This is a genomic window from Leclercia sp. W17 (assembly GCF_003336325.1).
Taxonomy (GTDB): domain Bacteria; phylum Pseudomonadota; class Gammaproteobacteria; order Enterobacterales; family Enterobacteriaceae; genus Enterobacter.
In genome coordinates this window covers 2,545,218-2,559,332 of sequence record NZ_CP031101.1, presented here as the reverse complement: position 1 = coordinate 2,559,332, position 14,115 = coordinate 2,545,218, and the positions used below count along the sequence as shown (strand labels likewise).

15 protein-coding genes and 2 pseudogenes are annotated in these 14,115 nt (G+C 55.1%); 13 read left to right on the top strand and 4 right to left on the bottom strand.

What is annotated here, in order from left to right:
* Positions 1–136 precede the first annotated feature (136 nt).
* The 12 genes and pseudogenes from DVA44_RS12510 to DVA44_RS12450 form a co-directional block, all read left to right on the top strand.
* Positions 137–1,240, top strand: a complete 1,104-nt coding sequence (locus tag DVA44_RS12510; RefSeq protein ID WP_114387121.1) for a cobalamin-independent methionine synthase II family protein — start codon at positions 137–139, stop codon at positions 1,238–1,240.
* A gap of 203 nt (positions 1,241–1,443) precedes the next feature.
* Complete coding sequence (gene urtA, locus DVA44_RS12505; RefSeq protein WP_103824459.1) at positions 1,444–2,715, top strand: urea ABC transporter substrate-binding protein; 1,272 nt, start codon at positions 1,444–1,446, stop codon at positions 2,713–2,715.
* A gap of 23 nt (positions 2,716–2,738) precedes the next feature.
* A complete protein-coding gene (urtB, locus tag DVA44_RS12500) occupies positions 2,739–4,313 on the top strand; it encodes an urea ABC transporter permease subunit UrtB (RefSeq protein WP_114387120.1) in 1,575 nt (524 codons plus the stop codon).
* Positions 4,313–5,386 carry an urea ABC transporter permease subunit UrtC gene (gene urtC / locus DVA44_RS12495; protein WP_114315023.1) on the top strand — a complete coding sequence of 358 codons (1,074 nt, stop codon included), beginning with the start codon at positions 4,313–4,315 and terminating at the stop codon, positions 5,384–5,386. Before urtB ends, urtC begins: the two co-directional genes overlap by 1 nt.
* Positions 5,386–6,183, top strand: a complete 798-nt coding sequence (gene urtD, locus DVA44_RS12490; RefSeq protein WP_114387119.1) for an urea ABC transporter ATP-binding protein UrtD — start codon at positions 5,386–5,388, stop codon at positions 6,181–6,183. Before urtC ends, urtD begins: the two co-directional genes overlap by 1 nt.
* Before the next feature lie 9 nt (positions 6,184–6,192).
* A complete protein-coding gene (gene urtE / locus DVA44_RS12485) occupies positions 6,193–6,891 on the top strand; it encodes an urea ABC transporter ATP-binding subunit UrtE (protein WP_114387118.1) in 699 nt (232 codons plus the stop codon).
* A 67-nt stretch (positions 6,892–6,958) separates the two neighbouring features.
* A complete protein-coding gene (zinT, locus tag DVA44_RS12480) occupies positions 6,959–7,600 on the top strand; it encodes a metal-binding protein ZinT (protein WP_114387117.1) in 642 nt (213 codons plus the stop codon).
* Between the two features lie 142 nt (positions 7,601–7,742).
* Entirely contained in the window at positions 7,743–8,459 is a 717-nt protein-coding gene (locus DVA44_RS12475; RefSeq protein WP_114315019.1) for a hypothetical protein, read from the top strand.
* 3 nt (positions 8,460–8,462) lie between these two features.
* Positions 8,463–8,657: a hypothetical protein gene (locus tag DVA44_RS26025; protein WP_114315018.1), complete on the top strand. Its 195-nt coding sequence runs from the start codon at positions 8,463–8,465 to the stop codon at positions 8,655–8,657.
* Between the two features lie 17 nt (positions 8,658–8,674).
* Positions 8,675–8,845 (top strand): annotated as a pseudogene (locus DVA44_RS26020) (type VI secretion system tube protein Hcp); the annotation flags it as partial.
* 70 nt (positions 8,846–8,915) lie between these two features.
* Positions 8,916–10,036 (top strand): IS3-like element ISSen4 family transposase gene (locus DVA44_RS12455; protein ID WP_087451024.1). Its coding sequence is split into 2 segments (ribosomal slippage): positions 8,916–9,174 and positions 9,174–10,036, totalling 1,122 coding nucleotides; the frame shifts between segments, so codons are not numbered across the junction.
* A 22-nt stretch (positions 10,037–10,058) separates the two neighbouring features.
* Positions 10,059–10,379, top strand: a pseudogene (locus tag DVA44_RS12450) (Hcp family type VI secretion system effector); the annotation flags it as partial.
* Between the two features lie 68 nt (positions 10,380–10,447).
* Here the strand turns inward: DVA44_RS12450 and ydeE are convergent.
* Positions 10,448–11,641 carry an efflux MFS transporter YdeE gene (gene ydeE, locus DVA44_RS12445; protein WP_114387115.1) on the bottom strand — a complete coding sequence of 398 codons (1,194 nt, stop codon included), beginning with the start codon at positions 11,639–11,641 and terminating at the stop codon, positions 10,448–10,450.
* A 191-nt stretch (positions 11,642–11,832) separates the two neighbouring features.
* Between ydeE and eamA the strand changes: the two genes are divergently transcribed.
* Positions 11,833–12,732, top strand: coding sequence for an O-acetylserine/cysteine exporter (gene eamA / locus DVA44_RS12440; protein ID WP_114387114.1), 900 nt, complete (start codon positions 11,833–11,835; stop codon positions 12,730–12,732).
* A gap of 33 nt (positions 12,733–12,765) precedes the next feature.
* On the opposite strand, the gene marB is transcribed toward eamA, so the two are convergent.
* From marB to marR, 3 genes are read right to left on the bottom strand one after another with little or no spacing between them, the layout of a single operon-like run.
* The gene (gene marB, locus DVA44_RS12435) at positions 12,766–12,981 is read right to left on the bottom strand and encodes a multiple antibiotic resistance protein MarB (RefSeq protein ID WP_103179554.1); all 216 of its coding nucleotides are present in this window, start codon (positions 12,979–12,981) and stop codon (positions 12,766–12,768) included.
* A 53-nt stretch (positions 12,982–13,034) separates the two neighbouring features.
* The gene (marA, locus tag DVA44_RS12430) at positions 13,035–13,418 is read right to left on the bottom strand and encodes an MDR efflux pump AcrAB transcriptional activator MarA (RefSeq protein ID WP_139156372.1); all 384 of its coding nucleotides are present in this window, start codon (positions 13,416–13,418) and stop codon (positions 13,035–13,037) included.
* Positions 13,419–13,436: 18 nt separating this feature from the next.
* On the bottom strand, positions 13,437–13,871 hold the full coding sequence (gene marR / locus DVA44_RS12425) for a multiple antibiotic resistance transcriptional regulator MarR (protein ID WP_103824448.1): 435 nt from the start codon (positions 13,869–13,871) through the stop codon (positions 13,437–13,439).
* Positions 13,872–14,115 lie beyond the last annotated feature (244 nt).

Genomic DNA, 14,115 nt, shown 5'->3' with positions numbered 1-14,115 from the left:
AGTGAATTTTTCTCGTTTGCCGTAAGCCCAGCGCTGTGACATCTTTTTTAGACATTTAGCCATCCAGAAGGCTAAAACTTCAAGAGATGAATTATCACTGTCGGCAATTACCTGGCGGCAGTTAAAGGAGAAAAGCATGCAGCGACAACACGCCCCGTACCGTGCCGATGTGGTGGGCAGTTTCTTACGTCCCGACGCCATCAAGCAGGCGCGGATCCAGTTTGCCAGCGGTGAGATTAACGCGCAGCAGCTGCGTGCAGTAGAAGACGAGGCGATTCGCCACGTGGTTGAACAGCAGTGCGCCTGCGGCCTGCAGGTCGTGACCGACGGGGAGTTTCGTCGCGCCTGGTGGCACTTTGATTTCTTCGACGGTCTGCAGGGTGTGGAGCGCTACGAATCTGAGCAGGGGATCCAGTTTAACGGCGTGCAGACCAAAGCCCACGGCGTGCGCGTCACCGGTAAACTGGGCTTCGGCAGCCATCCGATGCTCGACGACTTCCGCTATCTGCAAAGCATCAGCGGTAATGCCCAGCCGAAGATGACCATCCCAAGCCCGAGCGTGCTGCATTTCCGCGGTGGGCGTAAGGTCATCGACGCCACGGTCTACCCGGATCTGAATGTCTATTTCGACGATCTGGCGCAGACCTGGCGCGATGCTATCCACGCGTTTTACGACGCGGGCTGCCGTAATCTACAGCTGGACGATACCGTCTGGGCCTATCTCTGCTCCGACGATCAGCGCCGCCAGATCCGCGAGCGCGGCGATGACCCGGATCAGCTGGCGCGTACCTATGCCCGCGTGCTGAACAAGGCGCTGGAAGGCAAGCCGGAGGATCTGACCATCGGGCTGCACGTCTGCCGCGGCAACTTCCGCTCGACCTGGATTTCCGAAGGGGGTTACGAGCCGGTGGCGGAGATCCTCTTCAGTACCGTGAATGTTGACGCCTTCTTCCTGGAATACGACAACGATCGCAGCGGCGATTTTGCCCCGTTACGCTTTATCCGTCCGGGCAAGCAGCAGGTGGTGCTGGGTCTGATCACCACCAAAAGCGGCGAGCTGGAGAACCCGGAAGGGGTGAAGGCGCGTCTGGAAGAGGCGGCGAAATATGTCGCGAAAGATCAGATCTGCCTCAGCCCGCAGTGCGGCTTTGCCTCCACCGAAGAGGGGAACGCCCTGACCGAAGCGCAACAGTGGGACAAGGTGCGTCTGGTCACGCAAATCGCCAGCGAAGTCTGGTAAACACTTCTCACAGCGTTGCATTAATAAAGTGCAACGCTGTGCCATCCTGATCCGCGCCTGCTTCAGAAATCCTCCCCAGCCCCCTGAATCCACAGTTTTTTCATTCTGGCATCCTTTTTGCTCTGTCTCCTCCTGAATGCTTTTTCTTCGTCCATGCCGTAACGGACGATTTCGCACAGCGTTTCTTTTCAGGAGTGAAAATTATGCATCGTCGTACCTTGTTAAAAGCCTTTGCTTTATCGGCCTCTGTGGTGGCCATGGGGATGAGTTTCAGCGTGCAGGCCGCCGACACCATTAAAATTGGCATCATGCACTCCCTCTCCGGAACGATGGCGATTTCCGAAACGCCGCTTAAGGACGTGGCGCTGATGACCATCGATGAAATCAACGCCAAAGGCGGCGTGCTGGGTAAAAAACTGGAGCCGGTGGTGGTGGACCCCGCCTCCAACTGGCCGCTGTTTGCCGAGAAGGCTCGCCAGCTGTTAAGCCAGGATAAAGTGGCGGCGGTCTTCGGCTGCTGGACCTCGGTGTCGCGCAAATCGGTCCTGCCGGTATTTGAGGAGCTGAACGGTCTGCTGTTCTACCCGGTGCAGTACGAAGGGGAAGAGATGTCGCCGAACGTCTTCTACACCGGGGCCGCGCCTAACCAGCAGGCTATCCCGGCGGTGGAGTACCTGATGAGTGAAGACGGCGGAGCGGCGAAGCGCTTCTTCCTGCTCGGCACCGACTACGTCTACCCGCGCACCACCAACAAAATTCTGCGCGCCTTCCTACACTCCAAAGGCGTTCAGGATAAAGACATCGAAGAGGTCTATACCCCGTTCGGCCACAGCGATTACCAGACCATCGTCGCCAGCATCAAGAAATTCTCCGCCGCAGGCAAAACCGCGGTGGTCTCCACCATCAACGGCGACTCCAACGTACCGTTCTACAAAGAGCTGGCGAACCAGGGCGTAAAAGCCACTGAGGTGCCGGTTGTCGCCTTCTCGGTAGGGGAAGAGGAGCTGCGCGGCATCGACACCAAACCGCTGGTGGGTAATCTGGCAGCGTGGAACTACTTCGAATCGGTGGATAACCCGGCCAACCAGACCTTCGTTGCGGCGTACAAAAACTGGGCGAAAACGCAGAAACTGCCAAACGCCGATACGGTCGTGACCAACGATCCGATGGAAGCTACCTACGTGGGGATCCATATGTGGGCCCAGGCGGTAGAGAAAGCGGGCACCACCGACGTGGATAAGGTGCGAGCGGCGATGGCAGGCCAGTCCTTTAAAGCGCCGTCGGGCTTCACCCTGACCATGGATGCCACCAACCACCATCTGCATAAGCCGGTAATGATTGGTGAAATCGAGGGTAACGGCCAGTTCAACGTGGTGTGGCAGACCGAAGCGCCGGTACGCGCCCAGCCGTGGAGCCCGTTCATCGCCGGAAACGACAAAAAACCCGACACGCCGATTAAAACCGCCAGCAACTGAATCCGGATCAGAGAGGTAAAGCCATGAACGTCATGCGCACGATCTTCGCTCTCGTATGGCTTGCCGGACTGCTGCCAGGGATGGCGCAGGCAACGGACGCCGATAACTTTGTTGCCGCCAGCCGCAGCCAGCAGGCCGTTCTGCTGGAGCAGTGGGCCGCCGCGCCGGATCCGTCCAGGCTGCCGCTGCTGCGGGCTCTGAAGCAAGAGAACGTCGTTGTCGACGACAACAAACACGCTTTTGCCCGCCAGGCGGGCGGGTTAATCGCCCTCGGTGATGCGGCTCAGGCGCAGGGCTCACCGAAAGCGGTGCGCCTGACCAACCGCCTGAGGGTGCTGGCCGCCACCGCGCTCGCTACCCATCAGCTGACAGGTGACAGTGTCACCGAAAGGCTGGCGGCGGCGCGTCAGCTTCAGCGCGATCCCCAGCCACAAATGCTGCCGTTTTTACAACGCCAGCTGGCGAGTGAAAGTGATGATGGGGTGCGGGAGGTGTTGAGCCTCGCCGTCGCCAGTCTGCAACTGACCAGCCCGCAACCCGCGGTGCGCAAGCAGGCGGTGACGCTGCTGGGAGAATCGAGCGACCCGGAAGTGCAGGCCCGCCTGCTGCCCTATACCCACGCCCAGACGGAGCCGGATGGTGAAGTACGCGAGGCCGCGGCGGAAAGCCTGCGCCAGATCCAGCATCGTCAGACGATAAGCGACCTGCTGGGGCAGGCGTTCATGGGGCTGTCGCTGGGCTCCATTCTGCTGCTGGCTGCGCTCGGGCTGGCGATCACCTACGGCCTGCTCGGGGTGATCAATATGGCGCACGGGGAGATGCTGATGCTCGGGGCCTACGCCACCTGGCTGGTGCAGCAGGCGATGGCGCAGTTTACCCCGCAATGGCTCACCTTTTATCCGCTGGTGGCGCTGCCGGTGGCGTTCATGCTGACGGCGACGGTAGGTATGGCCCTTGAGCGCACGGTGATCCGTCATCTCTATGGCCGTCCGCTGGAAACCCTGCTCGCCACCTGGGGTATCAGCCTGATGCTCATCCAGCTGGTGCGCATGCTCTTCGGGGCGCAGAACCTTGAAGTGGCGAATCCGGCATGGCTCTCCGGCGGCGTCCAGGTCTATGCCAGCCTGATCCTGCCGTGGAACCGGCTGGTGGTGCTGGGCTTTGTGCTGCTGGTGCTGTTTTTCACCTGGCTCATCCTCAACAAAACCCGTCTGGGGCTGAACGTGCGGGCGGTAACGCAGAACCGCAGCATGGCCGCCTGCTGCGGGGTGCCCACCGGGCGCGTCGATATGCTGGCTTTTGGGCTCGGATCGGGGATTGCCGGGCTCGGCGGCGTGGCGCTGTCGCAGCTGGGGAACGTCGGGCCGGAGCTGGGCCAGGGCTACATCATCGACTCCTTCCTCGTGGTGGTGCTCGGCGGTGTGGGTCAACTGGCGGGCAGCGTGGCGGCCGCCTTTGGTCTGGGGATTTTCAATAAGATCCTCGAGCCGCAGATGGGGGCCGTACTGGGCAAAATTGTGATTCTGGTGGCGATTATTCTGTTTATTCAGAAGCGCCCTCAGGGGTTGTTTGCACTGAAAGGGAGGGTAATCGACTGATGAGCCAGCCACTGACCTTAACCCTGGCGCGCAAGGCGCCGCGCAGCGTACCGATACTCGGCGCCCTGATTCTGGCGGCACTGCTGGTGCTGCCGTTTCTGGCTCTGCTGCCCGCCAGCCATCCGCTGGCCGTTTCGACCTGGATGCTGACCCTGGTAGGCAAAATTCTCTGTTACGCCGTTGTCGCCGTGGCCCTTGATCTGGTGTGGGGCTACGCCGGGATGCTCTCGCTCGGCCACGGTCTCTTTTTTGCCCTCGGCGGCTACGCCATGGGAATGTACCTGATGCGTCAGGCGGCAGGTGACGGATTACCGGCGTTTATGTCTTTCCTCTCCTGGAGTGAATTGCCCTGGTACTGGTGGGGCACTCAGCATTTTGCCTGGGCGCTGGTGCTGATCGTCATGGTGCCCGGCCTGCTGGCGTTGCTGTTCGGCTGGTTTGCCTTCCGCTCAAAAATCAAAGGGGTCTATTTTTCGATTATGACCCAGGCGCTGACCTTCGCCGGGATGTTGCTGTTCTTTCGCAATGAAACGGGCTTTGGCGGCAACAACGGTTTTACCGGCTTTACCACGTTGCTGGGCTTTTCCGTGACCGCCACCACCACGCGTATCGGATTGTTTATTGCCACCGTGCTGCTGTTAGCCGCCTCGCTGGCGGTGGGCTATGCGCTGGCGAAAAGCAAGTTTGGTCGCATTCTGACGGCGGTGCGGGATGCGGAAAACCGGCTCACCTTCTGCGGCTACGATCCGCGCGGCTTTAAGCTGCTGGTCTGGACCCTGTCCGCAGTGCTGTGCGGACTGGCCGGAGCGCTCTACGTTCCGCAGGTGGGCATTATCAACCCCGGCGAGATGTCGCCTACCAACTCCATTGAAGCGGCGATCTGGGTGGCCCTCGGCGGACGCGGCACGCTGATCGGCCCGGTGATTGGCGCGGCGTTGGTCAACGGCGCAAAAAGCGTTTTCACCGTGGTGATGCCGGAGTACTGGCAGCTGTTTCTGGGGCTAATCTTTATTGCCGTCACGCTGTTTTTACCGCGCGGGGTCACGGGCCTGTTGCGCAAAGGAGATAAATAATGCAGCCAGCCGAAGCGTTGTTTACCCGCCAGCTTCCCGGGGATCGTTACCGCGATCAAACTGACCCGGTGTTGCAGCTGGAGGGGATCAACGTCAGCTTTGATGGTTTTAAAGCACTTACCGATCTGTCGCTCAATATTGGCGTGGGGGAGTTGCGCTGCGTGATTGGCCCCAACGGCGCGGGCAAAACCACCCTGATGGATGTTATCACCGGTAAAACGCGGCCCCAGTGCGGGCGGGCGATTTACGATCAGACAACCGATCTCACTACCCTCGACCCGATAGCCATTGCCCGCCAGGGCATCGGGCGCAAATTCCAGAAGCCGACGGTGTTTGAAGCCCTGACGGTATGGGAAAACCTCGAGCTGGCAATGAAAGGGGATAAGTCAGTGTGGGCCAGCCTGCGCGCCCGGTTAAGCAGCGAGCAGGGGGACCGGATCAACGAGATGCTGAGCCTGCTACGCCTCGGCGGGGAGCGGCATCGCAGGGCAGGGTTGCTGTCGCACGGCCAGAAGCAGTTCCTGGAGATCGGCATGCTGCTGGTGCAGGAGCCGCATTTGTTACTGCTCGACGAACCGGCCGCCGGGATGACCGACGCCGAAACCGAGTACACCGCCGAGCTGTTCCGCACCCTGGCGGGTAAACACTCCCTGATGGTGGTGGAGCATGACATGGGTTTTGTTGAAACCATTGCCGATCACGTGACGGTGCTCCATCAGGGCCGGGTGCTGGCGGAGGGTTCGCTGCGCGACGTGCAGGCCAACGAACAGGTGATTGACGTCTATCTTGGACGCTAAGGAGCGCGGATGCTTAAGGTTAATGAACTCAATCAGTATTACGGCGGGAGCCACATCCTGCGCGGGGTCAGCTTTGAGGCGCTGCCCGGCGAAGTCACCTGCCTGCTCGGGCGCAACGGCGTAGGCAAAACCACGCTACTGAAGTGTTTGATGGGGCTGATCCCGGCGCGCAACGGGGAGATCCTCTGGCAGGGCAAAAATCTTACCCAGGCTAAACCGCACCAGCGGGTGCAGGCGGGTGTCGCCTATGTGCCGCAGGGGCGGGACATTTTTCCCCGACTGACGGTAGAAGAGAATCTGCTGCTCGGGCTATCGCGCTTTCCGGCGCGCGAGGCAAAGCAGGTCCCGGAGGAGATCTGGCAGCTGTTTCCGGTGCTTAAGGAGATGAAGCTGCGCCGGGGCGGCGATCTCTCGGGCGGGCAACAGCAGCAGCTGGCGATTGGCCGGGCGCTGGCGAGTCGTCCGCAGCTGCTGATTCTGGATGAGCCGACGGAGGGTATTCAGCCGTCGGTGATCAAGGAGATCGGCCAAGTGATCCGACAGCTCGCCAACCGGGGAGATATGGCGATCCTGCTGGTGGAGCAGTTCTATGATTTTGCCGCCGAGCTGGCCGACAGTTATCTGCTCATGTCCCGGGGAAGTATTATCCAGCGCGGGCGCGGGAAGAATATGGAGCAGGAGGGTGTCCGCGGCCTTGTCGCAATTTAACAGGGTTGTTTTTCGCAATGTTATACTATAACATCCTCACTCACTTAAACGGAGTGAGGATATTATCTTGGCAGGACATATTGGTAAGTTTGCAATAACTCTGGGGGCGCTGCTGGTCAGCGGCCAGCTCTATGCCCATTCCCACGGACATCAGATGACCGAGGCGGAACAAAAAGCGGCAAACGGCGTATTTAACGATAAAGATGTAAAGGATCGCCCGCTCTCCAACTGGGACGGCGTCTGGCAGTCGGTCTATCCGTTTCTGCTGAGCGGCGATCTCGACCCGGTATTCAAAAAGAAGGCGGAGAAAGACAAAAGTAAAACTTTTGATCAGGTAAAAGCCTACTACCGCACCGGTTACGCCACCGACGTAGAGAGCATCGGCATCGAAAATAATGTGATGGAATTTCATCGCGGGAAAAACGTCGCCAGCTGCGAATATGTCTCTAACGGCTATAAGATCCTGACTTACGCGTCCGGTAAAAAAGGGGTGCGCTACCTGTTTGAATGTAAGGACGCCAGCAGCCAGGCGCCGAAATTTGTCCAGTTCAGCGACCATATTATCGGCCCGCGCCAGTCCAGCCATTTCCATATCTTTATGGGCAATACTTCCCACGAGGCGTTATTAAAAGAGATGGACAACTGGCCAACCTACTATCCAAACGAAATGTATAAAGAGCAGGTCGTTGAGGAGATGTTGCACCATTAATTTCGGTGCGATATGTGTGCCGGGTGGCGGTTGCGCCTTACCCGGCCTACTAATATTTCGGAATTCATTAATACTTTCTTCAAGTTATGTGTGCTTATATCTCATCCTGTAATGCTAATAAAAAATTACTGATGGGAGGAGTATGTATTTCAATGATGCAATCATTACTTCTGTGCAAGCTGATAAAATCCTTGCTCTTAAGTTGGATAAGGCGGTAGCAGGCGTCAAGGATAACGTCACCTCCACTCTTAAGCAAATGGAAGGTGGTGTAACCCGTGCATCGTATTATATATCTTGCTTTTTAGAGAATTATCAGGATGTATGTGCGAAACTTAAGCATGAGGATGCAAGGTTTATCTCTGGTCTTATCCAGTTATATAAAGATCGAGATGTTATTTTTGAAATGATTCGACTGTATATAGAAATTCATTTTAAAAATAAAACAGAAGGGCGTATTCAACATATCCTTCGCAAACTTGTTAAAGCTGGTGTTTATCTATCAACAACAGGCACGACGAACCGGCTGCTCACTATTTCTGTGGCAACTGCGATCTGCCAAAGCTACAGTTTTCATGCCATAGTACACGGGCGACTAAGTCAAGCCAGATCGCTGATTCTAAAAGGAAGCGTAACAGCTACAGCAGTTTCGCTCAGCGTTTATGGTTTAGTTCATGAAGCAGCGCTTTGTGCTGATAATCTTAAGACATTTAATGCGTTTTATTATCAGGCGCTCTATGCGCGTAAACTTGAGATGATGTATTTCATTATCGAGCCATTAATTACCCGTAGCCCCTATCTAAACCCCATGATTATATCAGATGATGAGCTTGTTGATTTAATTGTCAGGCTAATGAGGTAAATTATGCGGTTCTTAAAAAAATGGTTGAAAGAAGAGTTTGTCCTGTTTCTATGGGGATGGGGATGTTGTTTATCAATTGTTGTATTTGCTATGTTCGCTGTCTCTCACTTTCCTGATGTTGCCATCGAGTTAACAGGATTATTTATTTTATTTCTTATTGGTTTTCACGTTTTTCTCTGGTTTAAATTTAAAAAGTGATAGAGAGGATATAAAATATGTCTAACCCCGCACATTTATGGCTTACGGATGACAACGGTTCACCCATAGTTGGTCCTTGTCTTATGCCTGCCCGACTTGGTTCTATTGAACTGCGGTCTGTTAGTCATCATGTTTGGTTACCCTCGGATCCAAATACGGGTAAACTAAGTGGGACCAGACTTCATACTGACCTGCTCCCCGTTGATTAGTACACCCCGATGTTAGTAATGTCTTCATAAGCCACATGAGGACATCCCCATGAAGAAGCGTTTTTCCGACGAACAGATCATCAGTATTCTCCGCGAAGCCGAAGCTGGGGTACCCGCCCGTGAACTCTGCCGCAAGCATGCCATTTCCGATGCCACGTTTTACACCTGGCGTAAGAAGTATGGCGGTATGGAGGTGCCTGAAGTTAAGCGCCTGAAGTCGCTTGAGGAAGAGAACGCCAGACTCAAGAAGCTGCTTGCCGAAGCCATGCTGGATAAAGAGGCGCTTCAGGTGGCTCTTGGGCGAAAGTACTGACGACAGACCAGAAGCGGGAAGCCGTGATGTTGATGTGTGATGCGACCGGTCTGTCGCAACGTCGTGCCTGCAGGCTTACAGGTTTATCCCTGTCGACCTGCCGCTATGAGGCTCACCGTCCGGCTGCTGATGCGCATTTATCAGGGCGCATCACTGAGCTGGCACTGGAGCGCAGGCGTTTTGGCTACCGTCGTATTTGGCAGTTGCTGCGCCGTGAAGGGCTTCATGTTAATCATAAGCGCGTGTACCGGCTTTATCACCTCAGTGGCCTGGGCGTAAAACGCAGAAGACGTCGTAAAGGGCTGGCAACAGAACGTCTGCCGCTGCTCCGTCCGGCGGCGCCCAATCTGACCTGGTCGATGGATTTCGTCATGGACGCACTTTCCACCGGTCGCAGGATCAAGTGTCTTACCTGCGTCGATGATTTCACAAAGGAATGCCTGACGGTCACTGTTGCCTTTGGGATTTCAGGCGTTCAGGTCACGCGTATTCTGGACAGCATTGCACTGTTTCGAGGCTATCCGGCGACGATAAGAACTGACCAGGGGCCGGAGTTCACTTGCCGTGCACTGGATCAATGGGCCTTTGAGCATGGTGTTGAGTTGCGCTTAATCCAGCCGGGCAAGCCAACGCAGAACGGATTTATTGAGAGCTTTAACGGACGATTTCGCGATGAATGTTTGAATGAGCACTGGTTCAGCGATATCGTTCATGCCAGGAAAATTATTAATGACTGGCGGCAGGATTATAACGAATGCCGCCCGCACTCCACGCTGAATTATCAGACACCGTCTGAATTTGCAGCGGGCTGGAGAAAGGGTCATTCTGAGAATGAAGATTCCGACGTTACTAACTGAGTGTTGTATCTAATCGTGGGGGCAGGTCAATACTCCTGTAAAAGTCCAGAAAGAGTTTGATAGAACGACGCCATTGCTGTTTCGGGCACTTTGCGAAGGCCGTACTTTAAAAACAGCAACGCTGAAGATGTATCAAACCAACGACGCTGGTATTGAGGTAGAGTATTTCAATATTGTCATGGAAAACGTCAAAATTTGTGCCATTACGCCGAATTTGCATCCCAGTGGTATGACAAGCACGCACCTTGAAGATATTGAGTTACGGTATGAAAAGATTCTGTGGAAGTACATTGATGGAAATATTCTCTACGAAGATAGCTGGAACCATCGTGTATTCGCGTAAAATGTGAACATTAAGCTCCAGTGTTATTCAGACTGGCCCGGCAAGCGCCGCGTCGCCGGGCGCTGCTCTCAAGCTACACGAGGTAATTCATCCCACGCCTTCATCCGCATCCCGCGCAAAATCATCATCCATGCCAGCACAATGGCGACCATCATTATCACAAACAGCGACCAGTGCGGAAGATGGGTTAGTATCAGCCCGGTAATCATCGGGTTAAACGCCGCACCCAGCCAGCCAAGGGCCTGGGCGGAGAAGTAGCTGGCCTTCATGCCCGGTGGGGCGATGTTGTCGATCAGCATATATTCACCTGGCGCATAAATAATTTCGCCGATGGTAAACACCGCCGCGGCAATACCCCAGTAGACCAGATTCTCGCCGGAGAGCATAAACCCCGCCAGTCCAAGGACGAAAAATAGGGTGCCCAGGGTCATCAGCGGGCGAATATTACGTGCCGACAGTTTGCGACCAATGATGTATTGCAGGGAGACCACCAGCGCGGCATTCACCGGCAGCACTACGGCCACCACCTTTTGGGCAAAATCGCTGTCGTAATCGGCCGCCAGCACATACTGAGAGATACAGCTGGCGAATGAGCCGCCCACGTAGGAGGCCAGCAGCCCGGAAAGGGTATACCAGAACAGCGCCCGGTCACGAAGCAGCACTGACGGCTGCCACGGCACCGGGGCGTTTTCACCGTCGGCCGCCACGCTTTCCTGCACATAGCGCTGAACTAAAACCAGCGGCAGCGCAGCGCAGAAGGCGGCAACCCAGAACGGCAGTTGCAGGCTGTACATCACCAGCAGCGTGCTCAGCGGCGGTCCAATGGTCCAGCCAATGTTCAAAAAACTGTAGTTAAGCGAGAAAACGCGCGCCTTTTCCGCCGGGCTCAGCACATCGGAAAACCAGGCCTTGAGCACCGTGGAAAAGACCGAATAGGCGCAGTTGATGAGCGAGAATGCCAGCACCACCATGACTGCATTATCCACCAGCGGGATCGCCAGGAAGCCCAGTGCCACTGCGGTAATGGCGATCAGCATATAGCGGTTTTTATCGAACTTGTCGGCCAGAATGCCAAACCCTAAGCTGAAGACCACGCCAATCGTCATGGCCACCGTCAGGGCATAACCAATATTCTCCACGCTCATGTTGAAGACGCGGGTTAAATAGATGGTCATAAACGGCAGCGTGGCGCCGCGGCCAATGGTGAGTAATAGCGATGAGGCCAGCAGCGCTGCGGTTGAACCCCTGAGAGAGTGTTTCATTTTCCTGCCCGACAAATGCATGTAAATTTTTGTAATATCTATCAGGATTATCACGCCATAAGCGTCTTGTATAGCACCCAATTTATCCCTAAGTGCTTTGCCTGCCTGTCAGAATTAATGATCTGTTCCTCGCCCGTTTTTTTCGTTACTTTGATAAGTGTTTACAAAAATTTAATAAACAGGGGCAGGGTATGACACGCAAAGACGGGCTGCTGGCGTTGCTGGTGGTGGTGGTTTGGGGACTGAATTTTGTGGTGATCAAAGTTGGGCTGCACAATATGCCCCCGCTGATGCTGGCCGGTTTACGTTTTCTGCTGGTAGCCTTCCCGGCGCTCTTTTTTGTTGCGCGCCCAAAAATCCCGTTTCGACTGTTGCTGGGCTACGGTCTGACCATCAGCTTCGGGCAGTTTGCCTTTCTGTTTTGCGCCATCAACTTCGGCATGCCCGCCGGGCTGGCTTCCCTGGTGCTGCAGGCGCAGGCATTCTTTACCATCATCCTTGGAGCAATGGTGTTTGGCGAGCGGCTGCAGGGCAAACAGCTGGCGGGGATCGCTCTGGCCGTCGTCGGCGTGCTGGTGCTGGCAGAGGCCAGCCTCAACGGGCAGCATGTCGCGCTGCTGGGCTTTTTGCTGACCCTGGCGGCGGCGTTCAGCTGGGCCTGCGGCAACATTTTCAACAAAAAGATCATGCAGCTGGAGACGCGTCCGGCGGTGATGTCGCTGGTGGTGTGGAGCGCGCTTATCCCGATTGTGCCCTTTATGCTGGCCTCCTGGCTGATGGATGGCCCGACGGTCATGCTTAACAGCCTGGTCACTCTCGATATCACTACCATTTTGTCGCTTTTCTACCTGGCCTTTGTCGCCACCATTATCGGCTATGGCATCTGGGGCTCACTGCTCGGACGCTACGAAACCTGGCGGGTGGCGCCACTGTCGCTGTTAGTACCGGTGGTGGGAATCGCCAGCGCGGCGCTGCTGTTGGATGAAAAGCTCGGCGCATTGCAGCTTGCAGGAGCGGTTCTGGTGATGGCAGGGCTTTATATTAATGTCTTTGGTTTTCGCGTGCGCCGGACGGCGCGGGTGAGAAGCTAAAAAAAAAGCCCCGCGCGGGCGGGGCAAAACGAATTAATTGTGCTGATTGTAGTACGGCACCCCTAATTCGTCGGATTTGTCGCTGCCTGCGCCCATATGGTTAAAATCGTGAGGCGACTGACCGTTAGCGGTCGGCAGAATCATCGTGTCGCGGCTGTGTGGCTGCGGCACGGATGGCGTTTGCTCCGCAAAACTCTGGCCTGAGACCAGCACCAAAGCGGTAAAGGCGGCGGAAGCGAATAGTTTCATGATTTCCTCGATACGTCTTAGAACCTAACTCACCAGGCTCTTAATACAGGCGATTAGCAGTTACAATGATTGATCGGAAGCAGATACCGGGATTCCCCATGCATATTGGTAATACGGTATTTATGCGGTGGCACATCGAAGTAGTTCTTGAACGTGCGGGTCAGGGTCTGTTGCGATTCAAACCCGTAACGCTCAGCCAGATACAGGATCGGCTCGTTACTTTCCTTCAGCTTCTGTGCGATTTCCGTTAATTTGCGGCTGCGGATGTACTGGCCTAATGAGTGGCCGGTCTCTTTTTTAAACATCCGTTGCAGGTGCCATTTTGAGTAACCTGAGCGCTCAGACACTTTTTCAAGCGAGAGCGGTGACTCCAGGTTATCTTCGATCCAGTCCAAAATGCTATGAATAGTGATGGCGTCAGTATTGCGTCTGGACATCGTCATACCTCTTTCTGTTTACGGCAGGATTTTCTTAAGCAAACGCTCAAGAGTTGCCACTTCGTCCGCCGTTAAGTTTTTTGTTAGTTCCTGGTGCAGCTCTTGTCCTACTAATTGATGACATTTTTCACACATTTCCGCGCCGTTGCTGGTCAGTTGCAACAGCACGCCGCGTTTGTCATTCGGATTCGGGCGGCGTTCAATCCACCCTTTGCAGACCAGCCGATCGATCATTCGGGTCAGCGCGCCGAGGTCCACAGATAAGATTTTCTTCAGCTCAACCGGGGTAATACACCCTTCGCAGCGCACAGAACAGAGCACTTTAAACTGCGTAGCGGTGATATCCAGCGGCGACAGATAGTCATTGAGCAGGCGATCTTTCTTCTGGTTAACCATATAGATAAGGCGACCCAGCGGAATGATTTCGTTGAAGAGGTCACTGGTGCTTTTCACAATGGTTGCCCTGGCAAGTAGTTTAATCACGGCAGATATTATTGCTCAGGCAACTATAAGTCAACTGAATGCATTTGCTTATGACACGATTTGCTAAAGCGATTCAGATCAAATTTTTGCCCGTTTTGTCGTTCTATCTATCACCAGAATAAATTGATTCCGTAACGAAAATATTACTTACGATGTGTGCGTGGCTGAAACAGGCGGTTTAACCTTATACTTGCCCGGTTAAATTTTGATAAGG

Coding starts and splice junctions, on each gene's coding strand:
- DVA44_RS12510 (WP_114387121.1), top strand. CDS start 137: ATGCAGCGACAACACGCCCCGTACCGTGCCGATGTGGTGGGCAGTTTC.
- urtA (WP_103824459.1), top strand. CDS start 1,444: ATGCATCGTCGTACCTTGTTAAAAGCCTTTGCTTTATCGGCCTCTGTG.
- urtB (WP_114387120.1), top strand. CDS start 2,739: ATGAACGTCATGCGCACGATCTTCGCTCTCGTATGGCTTGCCGGACTG.
- urtC (WP_114315023.1), top strand. CDS start 4,313: ATGAGCCAGCCACTGACCTTAACCCTGGCGCGCAAGGCGCCGCGCAGC.
- urtD (WP_114387119.1), top strand. CDS start 5,386: ATGCAGCCAGCCGAAGCGTTGTTTACCCGCCAGCTTCCCGGGGATCGT.
- urtE (WP_114387118.1), top strand. CDS start 6,193: ATGCTTAAGGTTAATGAACTCAATCAGTATTACGGCGGGAGCCACATC.
- DVA44_RS12475 (WP_114315019.1), top strand. CDS start 7,743: ATGTATTTCAATGATGCAATCATTACTTCTGTGCAAGCTGATAAAATC.
- DVA44_RS26025 (WP_114315018.1), top strand. CDS start 8,463: ATGCGGTTCTTAAAAAAATGGTTGAAAGAAGAGTTTGTCCTGTTTCTA.
- ydeE (WP_114387115.1), bottom strand. CDS start 11,641: ATGAAACACTCTCTCAGGGGTTCAACCGCAGCGCTGCTGGCCTCATCG.
- eamA (WP_114387114.1), top strand. CDS start 11,833: ATGACACGCAAAGACGGGCTGCTGGCGTTGCTGGTGGTGGTGGTTTGG.
- marB (WP_103179554.1), bottom strand. CDS start 12,981: ATGAAACTATTCGCTTCCGCCGCCTTTACCGCTTTGGTGCTGGTCTCA.
- marA (WP_139156372.1), bottom strand. CDS start 13,418: ATGTCCAGACGCAATACTGACGCCATCACTATTCATAGCATTTTGGAC.